General features: G+C 36.3%; 20 protein-coding genes. 13 read left to right on the top strand and 7 right to left on the bottom strand.

The window, feature by feature from the left end:
* The first annotated feature begins 75 nt into the window (after positions 1-75).
* The 6 genes from FG384_RS09485 to FG384_RS09510 all read left to right on the top strand — a co-directional run bounded on the left by FG384_RS09485 (position 76) and on the right by FG384_RS09510 (position 5,534).
* Positions 76-714 (top strand): NAD(P)-dependent oxidoreductase, encoded by a 639-nt coding sequence (locus FG384_RS09485; protein ID WP_142642358.1) that lies wholly within the window; start codon positions 76-78, stop codon positions 712-714.
* A complete protein-coding gene (locus FG384_RS09490) occupies positions 715-1,767 on the top strand; it encodes an LLM class flavin-dependent oxidoreductase (RefSeq protein WP_142642359.1) in 1,053 nt (350 codons plus the stop codon).
* A gap of 157 nt (positions 1,768-1,924) precedes the next feature.
* A complete protein-coding gene (gene adh / locus FG384_RS09495; RefSeq protein WP_142642360.1) occupies positions 1,925-3,445 on the top strand; it encodes an aldehyde dehydrogenase in 1,521 nt (506 codons plus the stop codon).
* Between the two features lie 108 nt (positions 3,446-3,553).
* Positions 3,554-3,910: a DUF779 domain-containing protein gene (locus tag FG384_RS09500; protein WP_142642361.1), complete on the top strand. Its 357-nt coding sequence runs from the start codon at positions 3,554-3,556 to the stop codon at positions 3,908-3,910.
* 208 nt (positions 3,911-4,118) lie between these two features.
* Positions 4,119-4,850 (top strand): oxygen-insensitive NADPH nitroreductase, encoded by a 732-nt coding sequence (nfsA, locus tag FG384_RS09505; RefSeq protein ID WP_142642362.1) that lies wholly within the window; start codon positions 4,119-4,121, stop codon positions 4,848-4,850.
* Between the two features lie 9 nt (positions 4,851-4,859).
* Positions 4,860-5,534, top strand: coding sequence for a DNA alkylation repair protein (locus FG384_RS09510; protein ID WP_142642363.1), 675 nt, complete (start codon positions 4,860-4,862; stop codon positions 5,532-5,534).
* 658 nt (positions 5,535-6,192) lie between these two features.
* Here the strand turns inward: FG384_RS09510 and FG384_RS09515 are convergent.
* The 4 genes from FG384_RS09515 to FG384_RS09530 form a co-directional block, all read right to left on the bottom strand.
* The gene (locus FG384_RS09515) at positions 6,193-7,275 is read right to left on the bottom strand and encodes a CAP domain-containing protein (protein ID WP_142642364.1); all 1,083 of its coding nucleotides are present in this window, start codon (positions 7,273-7,275) and stop codon (positions 6,193-6,195) included.
* A 17-nt stretch (positions 7,276-7,292) separates the two neighbouring features.
* Positions 7,293-7,829 carry a superoxide dismutase family protein gene (locus FG384_RS09520; protein ID WP_142642365.1) on the bottom strand — a complete coding sequence of 179 codons (537 nt, stop codon included), beginning with the start codon at positions 7,827-7,829 and terminating at the stop codon, positions 7,293-7,295.
* 95 nt (positions 7,830-7,924) lie between these two features.
* Positions 7,925-9,094 (bottom strand): MFS transporter, encoded by a 1,170-nt coding sequence (locus tag FG384_RS09525; RefSeq protein WP_142642366.1) that lies wholly within the window; start codon positions 9,092-9,094, stop codon positions 7,925-7,927.
* A 19-nt stretch (positions 9,095-9,113) separates the two neighbouring features.
* Entirely contained in the window at positions 9,114-9,509 is a 396-nt protein-coding gene (locus FG384_RS09530) for a MarR family winged helix-turn-helix transcriptional regulator (protein ID WP_142642367.1), read from the bottom strand.
* 184 nt (positions 9,510-9,693) lie between these two features.
* Between FG384_RS09530 and FG384_RS09535 the strand changes: the two genes are divergently transcribed.
* Positions 9,694-9,975, top strand: coding sequence for a hypothetical protein (locus FG384_RS09535; RefSeq protein WP_142642368.1), 282 nt, complete (start codon positions 9,694-9,696; stop codon positions 9,973-9,975).
* 67 nt (positions 9,976-10,042) lie between these two features.
* Here the strand turns inward: FG384_RS09535 and FG384_RS20165 are convergent, their stop codons facing one another.
* Together FG384_RS20165 and FG384_RS09545 are read right to left on the bottom strand one after the other, a co-directional pair.
* Positions 10,043-10,492 (bottom strand): hypothetical protein, encoded by a 450-nt coding sequence (locus FG384_RS20165; protein ID WP_240793388.1) that lies wholly within the window; start codon positions 10,490-10,492, stop codon positions 10,043-10,045.
* A 69-nt stretch (positions 10,493-10,561) separates the two neighbouring features.
* The gene (locus tag FG384_RS09545; protein WP_142642369.1) at positions 10,562-11,737 is read right to left on the bottom strand and encodes an alanyl-tRNA editing protein; all 1,176 of its coding nucleotides are present in this window, start codon (positions 11,735-11,737) and stop codon (positions 10,562-10,564) included.
* 194 nt (positions 11,738-11,931) lie between these two features.
* Here FG384_RS09545 and FG384_RS09550 point away from each other — a divergent pair, with 194 nt between their 5' ends.
* From FG384_RS09550 to FG384_RS09565, 4 genes are all read left to right on the top strand, one after another.
* Positions 11,932-12,375, top strand: a complete 444-nt coding sequence (locus tag FG384_RS09550; RefSeq protein ID WP_142642370.1) for an ASCH domain-containing protein — start codon at positions 11,932-11,934, stop codon at positions 12,373-12,375.
* 12 nt (positions 12,376-12,387) lie between these two features.
* The gene (locus tag FG384_RS09555) at positions 12,388-13,041 is read left to right on the top strand and encodes a glyoxalase (protein WP_142642371.1); all 654 of its coding nucleotides are present in this window, start codon (positions 12,388-12,390) and stop codon (positions 13,039-13,041) included.
* A gap of 144 nt (positions 13,042-13,185) precedes the next feature.
* On the top strand, positions 13,186-13,713 hold the full coding sequence (locus tag FG384_RS09560) for a DUF4825 domain-containing protein (RefSeq protein ID WP_166462420.1): 528 nt from the start codon (positions 13,186-13,188) through the stop codon (positions 13,711-13,713).
* A 26-nt stretch (positions 13,714-13,739) separates the two neighbouring features.
* Entirely contained in the window at positions 13,740-14,756 is a 1,017-nt protein-coding gene (locus FG384_RS09565) for a serine hydrolase domain-containing protein (protein ID WP_142642373.1), read from the top strand.
* Positions 14,757-14,935: 179 nt separating this feature from the next.
* On the opposite strand, the gene FG384_RS09570 is transcribed toward FG384_RS09565, so the two are convergent.
* Entirely contained in the window at positions 14,936-15,118 is a 183-nt protein-coding gene (locus FG384_RS09570; RefSeq protein WP_142642374.1) for a hypothetical protein, read from the bottom strand.
* A gap of 107 nt (positions 15,119-15,225) precedes the next feature.
* Between FG384_RS09570 and FG384_RS09575 the strand changes: the two genes are divergently transcribed.
* The gene (locus tag FG384_RS09575) at positions 15,226-15,519 is read left to right on the top strand and encodes a DUF6509 family protein (protein ID WP_142642375.1); all 294 of its coding nucleotides are present in this window, start codon (positions 15,226-15,228) and stop codon (positions 15,517-15,519) included.
* A 206-nt stretch (positions 15,520-15,725) separates the two neighbouring features.
* Positions 15,726-17,267 (top strand): Mur ligase family protein, encoded by a 1,542-nt coding sequence (locus tag FG384_RS09580; RefSeq protein WP_142642376.1) that lies wholly within the window; start codon positions 15,726-15,728, stop codon positions 17,265-17,267.
* Positions 17,268-17,472: the final 205 nt, after the last annotated feature.

Consider the following 17,472-nt stretch of genomic DNA (forward strand, 5'->3'; position numbering starts at 1 on the left):
TCAATTTTTTTAATATAGTTGTAACTTACTTAGTTACAATTAAAATGTTAACTAATTTATTTGGAGGGACATAATATGAAAATAGGTGTAATTGGGGCAACAGGAAAAGCAGGGAGTTTTATAGTAAAAGAAGCAAAATTAAGAGGCCATGAAGTGACTGCAATTGTAAGAAACGCTGCAAGATTAAATGATCAAGATGTTTCTGTTTTAGAAAAAAGTATATTTGACCTTACATCAGATGATGTAAAACAGTTTGATGTAGTAGTAAATGCTTTTGGTGCTCCTCTTGGCGAAGAACAAGCACATGTGGATGCTGGTCATGCTTTAATCGAAGCGCTTAAAGGAACAAATACAAGAGCAATTGTTGTAGGAGGCGCAGGAAGTCTATACGTAGACGAAGATAAAACAGTTCGGGTAATCGATACACCTGATTTTCCAGACATATTTAAACCAACAGCAACAGGTCAAGGAAGAAACTTAAAAGAACTACAAGAAACACCTGATATTAAATGGACATTTGTCAGTCCGGCTGGCCACTTTGACCCGGAAGGTAAAAGAACAGGGTCTTATCAATCAGGAAAAGATAATTTAATTTTAAACTCAAAAGGCGATAGCTACATCAGTTATGCAGATTATGCAATTGCCATTGTGGATGAAATTGAAAATCCTCAGCATGAAAATGAACGTTTTTCAGTTGTTTCAGAAGCGGAGTAAATGATGAAAAAGGGAATTGAGCTCGGCATATATACGCTTGGGGATCTTGGGATGGATCCTCATACTGGAAGTACAATAAGCATGCATCAGCGTTTAAAAGAAATAATAGAAATGGGAAAATTGGCAGATGAAGCAGGGTTTGATATTTTTGGTGTAGGAGAGCATCATCGCCTAGATTATGCTGTCTCTTCTCCTGCAGTAGTTCTCTCTGCGGTAGCACAAGTAACAAAGCAGATTAAATTGACGAGTGCAACATCTGTGTTAAGTACATTGGATCCTGTTCGCCTATTTGAAGACTTTTCAACAGTGGATTTACTATCTAATGGTAGAGCAGAAATAATAGCGGGAAGAGGAGCTTTTGTAGAGTCATTTCCCTTATTCGGATATGATTTAGACGAATATGATGCTTTATTTGAAGAAAATATAAAGTTACTTCAGCAGTTAAATGAGGAAGAAATTGTTTCTTGGCAAGGTCAATTTCGTCCTAGTCTTACAAACGCAATGATTTCTCCTAGACCAGTTCAAAAGAAACTTCCACTTTGGGTAGGTGTAGGTGGTACACCGGAGAGTGCAGTAAGAGCTGGAAGACTAGGAACAGGTATGGCAATGGCAATTCTCGGTGGAGATCCAAAGCGGTTTAAACCATTAGTAGATTTGTATTTTCAAGCAGGATCAGAAGCGGGATATTCACGTGATTCCTTGAGCGTCGGTGTTACAGGACATACTTACATTACAAAAGAGTCCCAGCAGGCTAGAGATGAATTTTATCCTTATTACTCTAACTACTGGTCTTATGTGAATAAGCAGAGAGGTATGGAGACTAGAGTGTCCCGAGCTGATTTTGAAATAATGGCTAGCGCTGAAACCGCACTTTTTGTCGGTAGTCCTGAAGAAATCATTGAAAAAATCCTTTATCAACATGAATTGTTTGGTCATAAGAGATTTATTGCGCAGCTAGATATTGGGGGCCAATCTTTTAGTAATATTGTAAAAGGAATGGAACTTCTTGCTACAAAAGTAGCACCGATAGTAAGAAGAGAGACAAGTAAATAGCTCCAACGAGAATGACTTAGATGTGACTTCACGCATCTAAGTCATTTTTTTATTGTCTAACGCCTTTGTTATAAAAAAATTCTTAGCGCATACAATCAATTGTCCAAGCATATTGTTTAATTGCAGTGGAAAAGATACGAATGGGAGGAATTACAGAATGGTTTATGCATTTCCGAATACAGAAGGGTCAAAGATTTCTTTTAAGGACAAGTATGAAAACTATATTAACGGAGAATGGACTCCACCAGTAAATGGACAATACTTTGAAAATGTCACACCTATTACAGGACAAGCATTTACACAAGTTGCTCGTTCTACTGCAGAAGATATTGAACTAGCTTTAGATGCGGCGCACGCTGCAAAAGATGCGTGGGGTTCCACTTCTGTTGCAGAACGCTCCAATATATTAAATAAAATTGCGGATCGAATTGAAGAAAATTTAGAAAAGTTAGCAATAGCAGAAACTTGGGATAACGGGAAAGCAGTCCGTGAAACATTAAATGCAGATTTACCATTAGCGGTCGATCACTTCCGTTATTTTGCAGGGGCGATTCGAGCACAAGAGGGTGGATTAAGTCAAGTTGATAATGATACAGTTGCGTATCACTTCCATGAGCCACTCGGCGTAGTTGGACAAATCATACCTTGGAACTTCCCGATTTTAATGGCAGTGTGGAAGCTAGCTCCGGCTCTTGCAGCAGGGAACTGTGTCGTCTTAAAGCCTGCTGAGCAAACACCAGCGTCGATTTTAGTTTTGATGGAGTTAATTGAAGATTTACTACCTCCTGGTGTTGTAAATATTGTGAATGGTTTCGGCTTAGAAGCTGGGAAACCACTAGCGTCTAGCCCGCGAATTAGTAAAATTGCATTTACAGGTGAAACGACTACTGGTCGACTAATTATGCAATATGCTTCCCAAAACTTGATACCAGTGACATTAGAGCTTGGAGGAAAGTCACCAAATATTTTCTTTGAGGACATTATGGATGAAGATGATGCATTTTTAGATAAAGCAGTAGAAGGATTTGTTTTATTTGCGCTAAATCAAGGTGAAGTATGTACTTGTCCTTCACGCGTACTAATCCAGGAATCTATTTATGATAAATTTATGGATCGTGTACTGGCGCGCGTAGAAGCAATTAAAGTCGGAAATCCATTAGATCCAACTGTTATGATGGGTGCACAAGCTTCCATGGAACAAATGGAAAAAATTCTATCTTATTTAGATATTGGAAAGCAAGAAGGGGCAGATTGTTTAATAGGTGGGGAACGTAATACTCTAGAGGGCGAATTAGCAAATGGGTATTATATTAAACCAACTGTGTTCAAAGGCACTAACAATATGCGTATTTTCCAAGAAGAAATTTTCGGACCGGTAGTATCGGTGACAACCTTTAAAACGAAAGAAGAAGCGCTGGAAATTGCAAATGATACATTATATGGATTAGGATCTGGTGTTTGGACACGTAATATGAACACTGCGTATCGTTTCGGACGTGGTATTCAAGCAGGACGTGTTTGGACAAACTGCTATCACCAATACCCAGCGCATGCGGCATTTGGAGGGTATAAGATGTCCGGAATTGGTCGCGAAAACCATCTAGCTATGCTTAGTCACTATCAACAAACGAAAAATCTTCTAGTAAGCTACAATGAAAATAAACTAGGATTCTTTTGATACTAGGTGAGCGTCCGCAAACGGTGTCCCCGAGAGAAACTTCGCGCAGGAGACAGAACCTAGTAAAAAGTTTATCTTCTTATCTTTCAGAGGAAAGGGTGAGTGTAGGTGGTTGAGCGCGTAATCGCAACAGACGCTGCACTGGAACTCATTGAATTAGTGAAAAGTAAGCATGGATTAGTTATGTTTCATCAATCAGGAGGTTGCTGTGATGGTTCTTCCCCAATGTGCTATCCAGATGGAGAATTAATCATTGGAGATCAGGATGTATTGTTAGGCCATATTGGAGATGCACCATTTTATATGCACAAAAGCCAGTTTGATTATTGGAAGCATACCCAGCTGATTATTGATGTAGTGGACGGTCGTGGTGGGATGTTTTCCCTTGAAGGGGTAGAAGGGAAACGTTTTTTAACGAGATCACGAGCGTTTACAGCTGAAGAGAATAAACAATTGCAAGCTTAAATAGGAGCGAATTAGGGAGTCAGTTTTAGACTTTCTAGTTCGCCTTTTTACATTTCCAGAATCCCTCCACGCTTGATTTAGGTAATGCTATTACTTCATTTCGTCAGAAGTGATACGCATAAGGAACTTGCGCTTTTATTCTTTTGTCCTTTCGATAGATTCGGCTATACTAAAGAAAAGATTCAATGAATGGAAGAGGTTATGCAGAATGGTTCAAAAATTATTACGTGCACATGCGTCTGTCCGTAAGTATAAAGACTATACACTTTCTAAGGAGGAAGTTTCAGAGCTAGTTGAAACTGCTCAACATGCAGCAAGCTCTCATTTCGTTCAAGCATACAGTGTTATCTGGATTACAGATGATTCTAAAAAGGAAGAGCTTGGTAGACTTTCAAACAATCCTAAGCAATTTGAAACTGCTGGAGCAGCTTTATTATTTTGTGCAGATTTTCATCGCCTGCAAGTAGCGGGAAAGTTACATGACACAGAGATTATTATCGATACGACTGAAAATGTTTTAGTAGGAACTGTGGATGTTGCTTTATTTGCACAAAATCTCGTCATCGCAGCAGAGTCAAAAGGATATGGAATTTGTTTCATTGGCGGAGTACGAAATGAACCAAACGAAATCAGTCATTTATTCGACTTACCAGAAGGAGTTTTCCCGTTATTTGCAATAACGTTGGGTGTTCCAGATCAGCAAAACGACGTAAAACCACGTCTTCCAGTATCAGCTGTCTTACATGAAAATGCTTACGATAGTGTAAAATACAACAAATTGTTAAAGGAATACGACCAAACGATGGAAGATTATTATACAAGTAGAGGTTCTAACCAGAAAGCTGCAAATTGGACTAAGTCAATGGCGGACTTCCTTGATCAACCTAGACGTACACATATGAAGGAATTTCTGGCAAGTAAAGGATTTCATTTGAAATGAGGTTTACATATGAAAACTAAATGGTCAACTGAGCTAGTGAAAACCTATATGGAGCCGCATCGAAACGAAGAGAATGCTTTACCAATGGCAAAATATATGAAAAACAATTTTCCTTTTTTAGGAATTAAAACTCCAGAACGTAGGGATATTTTTCGTGCCCTTTTGAAAGAGAACGAGCTTCCTTCTTATGAATTAGTTCAAAAAGAAGTTTGGGAACTTTACCGATTAGAAGAACGAGAATATCATTATGTGGCAATTGAATTATTAGGTAAATACAAAAAGAAATTAACTGTGGGGGATTTAGCATTCTGCCTAAAACTAATTGAAACAAACTCATGGTGGGACAGTATTGATTCGATTGCCCCTAATATTGTTGGGGATATTGTGAAGTCGAGTAGAGTGGAAGGGGAAGCGGAAATGATCGAATGGGCTAAGTCTACGAATATGTGGACAAACCGTGCTTCTATATTACACCAGTTAAAATATAAAAAAGATACCAATGAAGAATTATTATTTGCTACGATTGAGCGCCACACCGTTTCAAAAGAATTTTTCATTCAAAAAGCAATTGGTTGGGTGCTTAGAGAGTATGCCAAAACTAACCCAGATGTTGTTCGGAGTTTTGTAGAAAGTACTAACCTTGCACCATTAAGTAAACGAGAGGCATTAAAACATATAAAATAGGAAAAGTCGTATATGTTTTCAAAAGGTCTCGGGAATTTTGGACATTCCTGAAACCTTTTGAATTTTTTATCCATTTTCCTTCTAATTTCGTTGAGGAAAAATGTTCAGTTGGTACTACTTTATAGGGGGCACTGAAAAAACGTCTATTTTTTATGGTAAATACTTTTTCAATTCTAGAAAATCGTTGAAAAAGGCGACTCTCCTGCGGGAATAGCGTTAGTCGAAGACCCCGGAGCGAAGCGAGGAGGCTAAGGCAACGCCCGCGGAAAGGGAGGCCACTGAAAAACCAAAATTCAGAAAATAAAGTCACCACTTGAGAAGTATATTTGTATCAAAATTGGCATGACGTCCCCATAAACACCCTAAAAAGTGAAGGAATTATGGGATTTCGTTTTTATTTTTTGAAAAAAAGTGACTTTTTCAGTGGCCTCCGGAAAGGGAGCCGTTTCAACGATTCCCCAATTTATTGGAATATTGGACAACCCTATGAATAATAGGGAGGCTCGTCGCTCGCCCGCGGAAAGCGAATGCCAAAGCGCTAAATTCTCTTAGAACTATTTGGCAGTCTTCACTCTATTTTATAAGAAAAAAGACAGTAGACAAACTCGATAAAATCAAGTTTGTCTACTGTCTAATAGGAAAAGCTTTAAATGCTTTTCTATTTGGTGTAAAAATTTTCTGTATAGTAAGGAACTGATTCTACATTGAAAGAAGTGCCAACTCCTAAATTACGAAAATCGGAATTTAAAATATTGTTTCGATGGCCAATGGAATTCATCAATCCCTCATGGGCAAAAATGCTGCTCGCTTGTCCATAAGCAAGGTTTTCTCCTGCATAAGAAAATAGTAAACCATCATCTTCGAGTCGATCAAATGGAGACTTTCCTGCTAGATTTTCATGACTGAAATAATTATGCGAGGCCATATCCTCACTATGTTTTCGAGCCGTATCGCTTACAGCTTTATCATACGTAAGAATAGGTAGTCCTCGAATTGCTCTAGCAGCATTAGTTAGGTCGAAAAGCTGTAATTCAAAACCCCTTTTCAACTCTTCGGACGGTTTTCCAAAGGTAGTTTGATGATCTTTTTCAACAGACTTCGCAACTATTTGGATAGCTGTAATGGAATTGTTTTCATGAAAGTCATAAAAAAAAGTTACATAGTTTTCATCGATTACATACAAGTCATATTCTCCTGCATCAGGAAGGATGTAAACGACATTTCCTTTTTTTAATTTTTTCAGAGGTTCGCCTAGTGAAGAGCGGACCTCATCTCTTGTACTATCCATTTCCAAACCTAAAAAAGAAGATTGAGAAGGTTGATTTGTAAACATGGCATTCACTGTATTGTTTATATCATACGAAACCATCATGAAATTTTGATAGTTTTCATGATACGTATGCCACACTAGATCATATTCATTTAAGCTTACTCTCTTAGCGCTACCATGTATTTTCTCAATTTCACTTTTCTTCATACCGAGTTTTATTTGATCTAGTTCTATACCTTTTCCTGAAAGTGGCTCTTGGTCGGAAGAAATTTTAGTTGAAGGCTCATCCTTTATTTCCATCCAATAAGCTTTCGCCTCATTCAAATATTGATCCACTTCTAAGGAATCAATCCATTCATCTACAGGTGCTAAAAAAGAAAGATCTACATATTCCGTAGCATACTCTTCCCACAATGGCCTAGAGAAGAAAATGGCTAAAACTAATAGTAGTAACCAACCTAGTTTTTTCATAAGATTCACCATCCAACTTACTTGCTAATTTCTCCACATACAATGCGTTTTCCAGAGTTTCCAGCAGGATCTGTTTTATAATCATCTGCATCTTCATGAATAATTATAGAGCTACCATCTGCATCTAAAAGCGAATTGCTTTTTCCTGCAGTTAATACAATCGCGGGAGAGACTGTTTCTAACTCTACTTTACCATCTTCCCCAACTTCTATGTTAGGTAAATCCCCTGCGTGATATCCTTTAGGGTTTTCAAAGCCATGCTCTTTATGGCCAGGATTAAAATGAGAACCAGCAGTTGTGAAATCTGGTTTCTCGCACTTAGCTGTTTCGTGGAAATGAATCCCCTTTACACCTGGCGATAGTCCTTCCGCCTTTAAGAGGATATGTACCCCTTTAGAGTGTTCTGAGAGTGTTGCTTGCCCAACTTCTTTTCCTTCTGTGTTTACTAATGAAACTTGCACCTTTTCCTTTAAATCTGCATCTGCAGATGGGAAATTACATCCACTAAGTATAACCATTCCCGAAAGTAAAAGAAAAATAAATTCTTTTTTCATCTAATTCCCTCCTAAAATATATGTCTACTCAAGTCTTACCAAATACAGGTTATATATACATACTTAAGCAATAAATTAGAAAAACCGTTCAGCATTTAAGCTAAACGGTCCTTTTTCTTTTGTCTAAATATAAAAATAACAAGCGTCACAATAATGATGATAGAAGATAATAAATACAAGTTTTGATAGCCAAGCTGAGTAGCGATCAATCCTAGAATATAGGATCCTACTGCTAGTCCAGTATCAAATAGTGTAAAGAACGTTGCGGTTGCATAACCACTTCTTTTAGGAGAGGTGGATTCGATAGAAAGTGTTTGAAAGCATGGTACAACAGCACCATAACCTAAACCAGTAAAAGCACCTGCAAGCAAGAATAAGAAAGGTGAGTTCATGTAAGCGAGTAATACTAGTCCAATAATAAAGGAGATTAGACCAGGGATAATAATATATTTTGGTCCTTTTTCATCGAATATTCTTCCTGTAAAAGGTCTTGTTAATAGCATAACTATTGCAAATACAGCAAAAAAGCTACTTGTTAAGTGTAGTAAGCCTTTTTCTTGAGAATAAATGGATAAATAGGATAGGACACTTGCATAAGAAAAAGCGACTAGGCTTGCGATTAAGGCAACTGGTAGTGCATTTTTTTCAAAAAGGTCATTCCAAGTTAACTTTGTTTTTATAGGAATTGTCGCAGGTTTCTTATCTGTTGGTATCATAATAGCCGATATTGCACCAATCATAAGTAAAGCTGTTAATGATAAAAACAAGATATCATAAGAGAAAAATTGAATTAAAGTTAAAGCGATAAAAGGACCAACAACAACTGCCAAATTCGTAGACATTGTAAAATATCCTAAGCCAGCACCTCTTCTTGCTATTGGGATATTATCGGCAGCCATAGAACCACTTGCTGTCGTTGCAATACTAAAGAAAATACCTTGTACAAATCTTAGTACTAATAATGCTTCGAAAGGTTCTATAAAATAGTAAAGTCCTGTACATATTAAATACATGAACAAAGAAATCCACAGCATCTTTCGTTTTCCTACAAGATCTAAAATCTTTCCAGAAAAGGGTCGAACGATAATAGCGGAAATTAAAAAGATAGTCATTAATAAACCAGCATCTTCATCTGATCGAGAAAGGATATCAGTTGCGTACAAAGGAAGTGCCGATACTAACCCGTAAAAGATAATAAATATAGAAAAATTTGTTGCAAATAGATTAATAAAAGCTTTCGTCCAAATAGGCTCTTTATTCTGCAAAACAGTATTCCACCTTGTGTTATTTAATTTTTTCTAGAAGGCTTATTAAAAGAGCTTGTTCTTCTTTTGTCAGATTAGCTACCATTCTCTCCTCGAATTCAAGCACTGTTTCCTCAACTTCAGGAAAATTCTGTAATGCCTGTTCTGACAAGCTGACAAGCTTTTCACGTCGATCTTTTCCAGGACGTATTTCTACCCATCCAAGCTCAACTAGGCGATAAACTGTACGAGTAATTGTAGGTGCCTCTACATTCAAATATTTCCAAATTTGTGTTAACGACATTTGTTTGTGTTTATATATGCAAAAAATTACTGTCCATTGAGAAGCATATAAATCATGTTTTTTTAAATTTAGATTTACCTCATTAGTTAAAAGACGTGCCGTCTGAAAAAGCTCATGGAAAAGTGGATTCATGGATTGTAAGGCTCCTTTTATGATTATTTCATAAAATATTTACCTAGGTAAACTATTTTACTCTTCTATACAAAAATTGTAAAGTACATCGAAAAACTCATTTCACTCAAATAACAATAATATACGATATTGAAACACTCTTTGGTATGAATTAATAACCTTTACACAAACTAAAAGGAATTGGATAAAAAGGAGTAGAAAGAGTTTCCTACTATCCATATGGGATTCACTTTGGGCGGTACCAGTTATTTTGATAGTAACAGAAATAGTGAAAAAACTATTGCCCATTCGACCTCAATATGTACCGATGATAGCCACAGCAATTGGACTAATTATCTCCATTTTCATTAGCCATCCTGACAATTTATCGGCAGGTATTTTTATGGGATTTTTTTATAGTGGAGCTGCTATTGGTTCTTATGCTTCATTAAAAACTTCCTTTCGCGCTTATCGGAATCGAGCATGAAAAAGTGCGTACTAAAAATTTTTAGTACGCACTTTTCTTATGCTCATCCCAGTGCCTTGCACTTTTATTAAAAGCATTGAAATGACGCTATTCTATTTAAATCGGTTCCGTAATATGTCCACATAAAACCGTTCCACCTAAAGCCAGAAACGGAATTTCTACCAACAAATGTTGGGTAGAGCCAGAAAGAATTTCCATTAGTCAGCCATACATAAGTATTGTGGTATAAGCAACCACGTATAGAACCAGGGTCTACTGCATACACTCCAACACTCTGTCTCTGCGGAACAAATGATGGTGGAGGACTAGTTGGTGCTCCACCTTGCTGACCTTGCTGCCCAGGCGGTGGGAAGCTTGGAGGAAATGATGGTTCCTGTGATCCAGGGAACTGCCCGAATGGTGGCATCATCTGTCCGGGGAACTGCCCGATTGGCGGCATCATCTGCCCAGGAAATTGATTTCCAAATGAAGGCATTTGCTGACCTTGACCTTCAAAAAATGGGAATTGATTATTCATTATTATAAATTCTCCTTTCACTATATATTCAACATAGTATATGTGGAGAGGATATTTATGGAACGGTAATTATGACGTGACATATGCCACTGATTTTTCTAATAGTTTTTTACTAGAAATCATATTTTCTCCGCCACCTTGAGCGATTATATCGTTACCACCACCTTTTCCATTGATAAGTGGTAGCACCTTTACTATCAGTTCCTTCATACTTTGTTTTACAGCTTCACCTTTAGCGGCAACAATTTGTGAACGATCTTCATTTTCTGATATTAAAATGCAAATGGTGCCAGTGGATTCTACAGTAATGAATTTTGCTAGTTTTTGTAGCTCTTGTATGGATCGATTTTGAAAGATAGATGTAATGATAGTTTCCTTAGTACTACTAATGAGGTCTTTTGCTTCATACTGCAAAAGTAAGTCTTTTAAGTTTGAAACTTCTTTTTCAAGTGTTTTTCCGTTATCAAGTAAGGCTTTTACAGCGTCTCCTAGTTTTTCTTCAGGAGCACTTAAACTATTTTTTAAATTTACAAGAATTTTTTGTTTTCTATCTAAATGTGTAAGAACTCTTTCTCCACAAATAAACTCGACTCGTATTAATCGTTTCTGTTTTTCAATCTGGAGAATTTTGATAAGACCTACTTCACCCGTTCTTTTTGGATGAGTTCCACCACAAGCGTTGTAGTCGAAGTTTGGAATGATAACGAGACGTATATCTTCTTTTACAGCAGTAGGCTTGCGTAGTTTATATAGTGCAAGTTCCTCTTCTGTTACCCATTTCGTTTCAATGGGGTTATTTTGTAAAATAATTTGATTGGAAAGTGCTTCTACCTCTTTTAACTGGTGATCTGATATTTCACTAATATCAATATCAATAGTAGAACTGTCTTTTCCTAAATGAAAGCTAACGGTCTTCATGCTAAATAAGTTGTCAAATGCAGCCGACAAAATATGTTGCCCAGTGTGTTGTTGCATATGATCAAAACGTCGTTTCCAGATAATAGAGCATTCTACAAACTCAATATTAGAAGGTAAGTTTTCTTCTAGAAAATGTCTGATCTCACCGTCTATTATTTCTACATTGGTGACATCGATCCTGTTTATCGTGCCACCATCATGGGGTTGTCCCCCTCCAGTGGGGTAAAATGCTGTTTCGGAGAGAACAACATAATTCTCCTCTTGTTTCGTTATCTTTGCTGAAAATGTTTGTATATATGGATCTTCATAATAAAGTTTCTTTGTCATGAGAAATCACTCCTTTTATAAAATATATCATTTTTAAGAATGGCGGAAAATGTCACTCTCTATGCTAGACTAAATTAAAATACTTCATCCAAAATTTTCATACATATATATTGGGATACTATTAATTTGGAATAGTATTTAAAGAAATTATTTAATATACTGAATTTATTAAACGAAGAATTGAGGAATCAATTATGAATGAACAAGCACAAAAGTATTGGGATACATTTTGGTTAGGAAAAGCAAAGCCGCAAAATGTAAGTGCATGGCAATTTGGAGCGAGTCCAGATGAACTAGCACAGCTTGTTATAGATGGAGTAAAATCAGCTACATGTTCAGGGCATATATTTTATGAACTGGAAAAAGAGCCACTTCCAAAAGTGGAGGATTACAGTGTTATATTAAATAGTCAAGATGAGCCAGTGTGTATTATTCGTACTTCTGAAGTAACTATAACTCCGATGAACAAAGTTTCGGAAGAGTTTGCGTATGCAGAAGGAGAAGGTGATCGTTCATACGAATATTGGAAAAAGGTTCATGTTCAATTTTTTACGAATGCACTAAAAGAAGTAGGCTTAGTATTTTCAGAGGAAATGGACTTAGTTTGTGAGCGATTTGAATTGATAGATATCAAATAAAGAGGTGAGAGTATGTTCAAAGCGGTTACATTATACACAAATAAATTAAAACAATTAAAAGGTTTTTATGGAAATGTATTAGGTTTAAATATGCTTGAAGTTAGTAAGGATTATTTTACTGTTGCAATTGGCTCTACATCACTTACTTTTCGTGAATCAGTTCGTTCCGCCTTTTATCATTTTGCTATAAATATTCCAGGAAATCAGTTTACACTTGCGAAGCATTGGGCAATGGAGCGAGTAACACTAAATAGAGAAGACGGTTTAAACGAAGTTTATTATCCCCGTTTTGAAGCGGACTCATTTTATTTTGAAGATCCTGCTGGCAACATTGTTGAAATGATTGCTAGGCGAAATGTTGATAAGTGGAGCGATTTTAGTATGGACTCTTTATTAAACTTGAGTGAAATAGGTGTTACAACTCCACACGTAGTTGAAGTGGGAGAACAGTTGCAGGACATCGGAATTCCTATCTCAGGTCACGTAGAAATCGAAGCAAATGAACTTAACTTTCTTGGAAGTGGGGATACTTATCTTCTTTTAGTTCCCCCGAAAAGAAGATGGTATTTTTCAAAGCACCTAGGAGAAACACATCCATTAGAAATAGAACTTACAAAAGGTGAAAGGCTCATTTTATCTGAAGAAGGGAAAATGAACATTCAGTAGTAAAGGCGATTGCGGGCATTCATTGTATGCCTTTCAATCGTTTTTTTTATATATAAATAAAATATGGAAAAAGAGATAAACAATTGAAATAAAAATAGATTATAATGGAAATAGAAATTTATAGTTTGAATGGTGGGGAGAAAGGTGCAAAGGAACGTCTGGATGGCAATTGGATTCGTATTATTGTTACTTATTGGAGTTTTTTATGTACTTAGTAATAACCAAGTAAAATCAGAGAGAGAAAAGGAGATAGAATTAAATACGGCAAATCATAATTTTGAAAAAGTTTTAGCTTATGAAAATGATTATATGGGAAATGCGTCCAACATGGGAAACTTGTTTAATAATATTCCACTGTCCAGTTACAAAGATAATATTGAACTCGATTCAGATGCTTTCACATTTATTATAAATTACGATACTACTAGTGATGAAGAAGCTGAAAAAGCAGTTATTTACAATGCTACTGCAGCTTTTGTATTAGTTAAAAATTTGGAAGTAATAAATATGCGTTTTTTAAATAACTCATATGTAGTCACGAGAGAAAATGTGGAGGAATGGTTTGGGGGAGACCTAAAAGAATTAATAGATCCATCAATGTTTAAAGAAAAAGTACAGAAACCTTTACTCAAGAGTGAGATCAATGATTGGCTTGCTAGTTATACAAACTAAGACAAATTTATCGGGGGACAACAGTTATGAATAATAGTTTAACATCAAGGATAGAGGCTATTCAAAAAGAGATTGCTTTTTCGGGTTCTGTTTTTGTAAAGGATGCAGAATTAGTACTTGCAGAGTCAAGTTTTGGATATGCTAATCGAGCGGAAAAACTGAAAAATGATGCAGATACACGTTACGGCATTGCTTCAGGATGTAAAATCTTCACAGCCGTTGCTATTAGTCAGCTTGTTGAAGAAGGAAAGATTTCCTTCGAAACAAAATTGTCGGAAATTTTAGATGCATCTTTTCCGAATTTCGATGAAACTATTACCATTCATCATCTATTAACCCATACTTCAGGAGTACCTGATTACTTTGATGAGGAAGTAATGGATGATTTTGAGGAATTATGGATTAAGAATCCTATGTATCATATGAGACGACTTCAAGATTTCTTGCCACTATTTCAACATGAACATATGAAATTTATTCCAGGCGAACGATTTCATTATAATAATACCGGTTATATTCTACTTGGCTTAATTGTTGAAAAAGTTACTGGGCTTGTGTTTACAGACTATGTTCAGAAACGAATTTTGGAAAAAGCGGGAATGGTGCATTCTGGTTATTTTGCCTTTGATAGACTACCTGGCAAAATAGCTAGTGGCTATATAGACTATGAGGATGGATCATGGAAAACAAATATTTATTCACTTCCGGTTCAGGGAGGTTCAGATGGTGGAGCTTTCGTAACAGCAGAGGATATGGTGAAGTTTTGGGATGCACTTTTGCAGTATGAATTGTTGAATGAGACAATGACTAAGCAACTACTCACACCTCATGTTCAAGAAGATGGGGATGATTATTATGGGTACGGTGTATGGATCAAGAAAAAAGAAGATGCTATTTTTAAATACCATGTAATGGGTTATGATCCTGGTGTGAGTTTTCACTCAGCAATTTACCCTGCATCAAGTATCAAACTAGCAGTATGTGCGAATATTTCTAAAGGTGCATTCAAAATATTGAATGAAATTGAAGCAGAATTAATGTAAAAATCTAAAAAACCCTACATATTGAGAATGGCACTGAAAAATTCGAATTAGTATATTTGTAGGAACTATTTACTGTATTTATTTAAGAGAATTTAGCGCGACGCATGAGACTCCCGCGGAAAGCGAATGCCAAAGCGATAAATTCTCTTTTTTCAGTGCCCACATATTGAGGCAGGGTTTTACGACTTTTTCCGTTCCTGCAATTGTTTACGCAAAAGTGTAAACGCAAGATAAAGCATTGTAATGCCAAGTACAAATGAAAAAATGGAATATAACGTAGTATTTATTCCTCTACCGAATATTAACAATAAAAGATAAAGAGGCACGATAATGTAAATTATTTTCTCAGCATTCTTTTTCAATGTATTCTCCCCTTTAGATGCTATATTATATTCATTATAGCAACAAAATAGAAATTGGATTAATTTCTATTTAAAAGTGTTAGAATGGATAAACGGAGGTGGACTTTGTGAAAATTACATCCTATGAGGTTGACAAGATAAATGATCCGACTGGAATTATGTTGGGAGATCGTTATGAATTGTTTTTAGGTATAGAAGTTCCTGAAGACGATGAATTGTACGAAGAAGGAGTTTCTTTAGATTTACGTGTTATCTTAGCAGTTGATGAAGCAGGAGAACGGATTGTACAATATCATTTTATGAATCGAAACTCGGCAGCAGTGTTAGATTTTGGATTAGAAGAAGAAGAGGAAGCAGAAGTACTTGCTTTTTGTAAAGAACACTATAAAGAAGCAATGTAAAACTGAGAAGGTAGAAACCTTCTCTTTTTTTTCGTACTTTTATAATAAAGAACAATAGTTAGGATAGGACTAGATTTTAAAAATTTGTACCGTAAAAGTACCATTTTTATCAGTGATATATATTCACACATGCTAGCAGTTTTCTTCTCATGTTTATTGGGGTAAACTGTAAGGTAACGATTTTAAATAAGAAGGTGGCCATTTTTATGGAAATAGCAAAATTAATGAAGCATGTCGACGTTAAAGAAATTAAAAATGCTAAACAAATAGAGATAACTGGCCTTGCATATAATTCACGCAAGGTGGAAGTAGGACAAGTATTCGTTTGCGTGCGGGGATTCAAAGTTGATGGACACAAATTCGCGGGACAAGCAGTTGAAAATGGTGCAGCTGCACTTGTTGTAGAGGAATTTATAGAGAGTATAGAAGTTCCACAATACAAAGTGGAGAATGGCAGACTTGCGTTAGCAACTCTTGCAGATGCATTCTATGATCACCCAACGAGAAAACTAAAAACGATAGGTATTACTGCAACAAATGGCAAAACTTCTACCTCATTTATGACAAATGCAATCCTAGAAAACCACGGATTAACAACAGGTCTAATGGGAACGGTTGTCGTTAAAATAGGTGATTACGCGGAGCCTTCTGAATTGACAACACCGGAATCCTTAGATTTGCAACGTTTTTATGCTCAAATGGTAGACGCTGGTGTGACACATGCAACAATGGAGGTATCTTCATCTGCGCTAGAGTTGAATCGAGTAGGATGTGTAGACTTTGATATTGTTACATTAAATAATATTAGTCGAGAGCATATTGACTTACACTCATCGTTCGAAAACTATTTCGAACATAAATCTAGCCTTATTCGTAACGCTGGAGCAGGTAAAGTAGCTATATTAAATTTGGATGATGTTTATTCGGCTTCTCTGATAAGTAAAACAAAAGCAAAAGTTATCACTATTGGAGTTGAAGAACAATCTGCAGATGTTGTTTGTAGAAATTTAGATTTATCAACAGGACGTGCAAAATTTACCGTAGAAATTATGCGTGATTTAGTAACAGCGGATGTAGTTATTCCAAAGCAGCAATTCCAAATTGAACTATCCACACCTGGATTTCACTCAGTATATAATTCCATGGTTAGTATTGTCATCGGATTATTATGTGAGGTGCCGATTGCAACGATTCAAAAAAGTTTATTTGAATTTGTTGGGGTAGAGCGTCGTTTTGAAATCATTTTCGAAGACGATTTTAAAATAATTGATGATCATTTCGCTAATAGTGGAAATATAGATATCACACTTGGTACATTAGAAAAAATGGATTTTAATAGTGTTTCGCTAGTGTATGCGATTCGCGGAGATCGTGGAGTAACGGTGAATAAAGAAAATGCAGAAGCAATTGCAAGATGGGCTCCTAGACTTGGAATTCACGAAGTCATTGCGACACTTAGCCGCTCCCATGTTACACAAAAGGATGTCGTTTCAGAAGCTGAGCTAGCTGTATTTAAAGAAGTCATGGAGGAAGCGGGTATTAACGTCCACCTCTATGAAGAGTTACCGGCAGCGATTGAACATAGTCTTAATGAAGTAACTGAAGGCGATCTAGTTTTACTAGCTGGATGCCAAGGAATGGACTACGGTGCAAAAATTGCATTAGAACAACTACAAACAATAAGACCAGATATGGACAAAAAGAAATTGTTCCAAGCACTTGAAAAGAGAGTAGCTGGAAACTCATAAAGAAAAAGACCGACATCTTATTTTGTCGGTCTCAGACTGTTGACAAACTCGATAAAAAATCGAATTTGCCTACAGTCTTTTTTCTTACGTCCAGTCAAGTTTATTTACGTACTTTATTTACAACTATTATTTAAGTAGATTGGAACGAGTAGAAATCTAACGTTTTATGTTTTTATGTATACTAAATAAACCTGGTGAATTTGAT

The sequence above is a fragment of the Psychrobacillus vulpis genome, from assembly GCF_006861825.1.
Taxonomy (GTDB): Bacteria; Bacillota; Bacilli; order Bacillales_A; family Planococcaceae; genus Psychrobacillus; species Psychrobacillus vulpis.

Coding starts and splice junctions, on each gene's coding strand:
- FG384_RS09485 (WP_142642358.1), top strand. CDS start 76: ATGAAAATAGGTGTAATTGGGGCAACAGGAAAAGCAGGGAGTTTTATA.
- FG384_RS09490 (WP_142642359.1), top strand. CDS start 715: ATGATGAAAAAGGGAATTGAGCTCGGCATATATACGCTTGGGGATCTT.
- adh (WP_142642360.1), top strand. CDS start 1,925: ATGGTTTATGCATTTCCGAATACAGAAGGGTCAAAGATTTCTTTTAAG.
- nfsA (WP_142642362.1), top strand. CDS start 4,119: ATGGTTCAAAAATTATTACGTGCACATGCGTCTGTCCGTAAGTATAAA.
- FG384_RS09510 (WP_142642363.1), top strand. CDS start 4,860: ATGAAAACTAAATGGTCAACTGAGCTAGTGAAAACCTATATGGAGCCG.
- FG384_RS09515 (WP_142642364.1), bottom strand. CDS start 7,275: ATGAAAAAACTAGGTTGGTTACTACTATTAGTTTTAGCCATTTTCTTC.
- FG384_RS09520 (WP_142642365.1), bottom strand. CDS start 7,829: ATGAAAAAAGAATTTATTTTTCTTTTACTTTCGGGAATGGTTATACTT.
- FG384_RS09530 (WP_142642367.1), bottom strand. CDS start 9,509: ATGAATCCACTTTTCCATGAGCTTTTTCAGACGGCACGTCTTTTAACT.
- FG384_RS20165 (WP_240793388.1), bottom strand. CDS start 10,492: ATGAATAATCAATTCCCATTTTTTGAAGGTCAAGGTCAGCAAATGCCT.
- FG384_RS09545 (WP_142642369.1), bottom strand. CDS start 11,737: ATGACAAAGAAACTTTATTATGAAGATCCATATATACAAACATTTTCA.
- FG384_RS09550 (WP_142642370.1), top strand. CDS start 11,932: ATGAATGAACAAGCACAAAAGTATTGGGATACATTTTGGTTAGGAAAA.
- FG384_RS09555 (WP_142642371.1), top strand. CDS start 12,388: ATGTTCAAAGCGGTTACATTATACACAAATAAATTAAAACAATTAAAA.
- FG384_RS09565 (WP_142642373.1), top strand. CDS start 13,740: ATGAATAATAGTTTAACATCAAGGATAGAGGCTATTCAAAAAGAGATT.
- FG384_RS09580 (WP_142642376.1), top strand. CDS start 15,726: ATGGAAATAGCAAAATTAATGAAGCATGTCGACGTTAAAGAAATTAAA.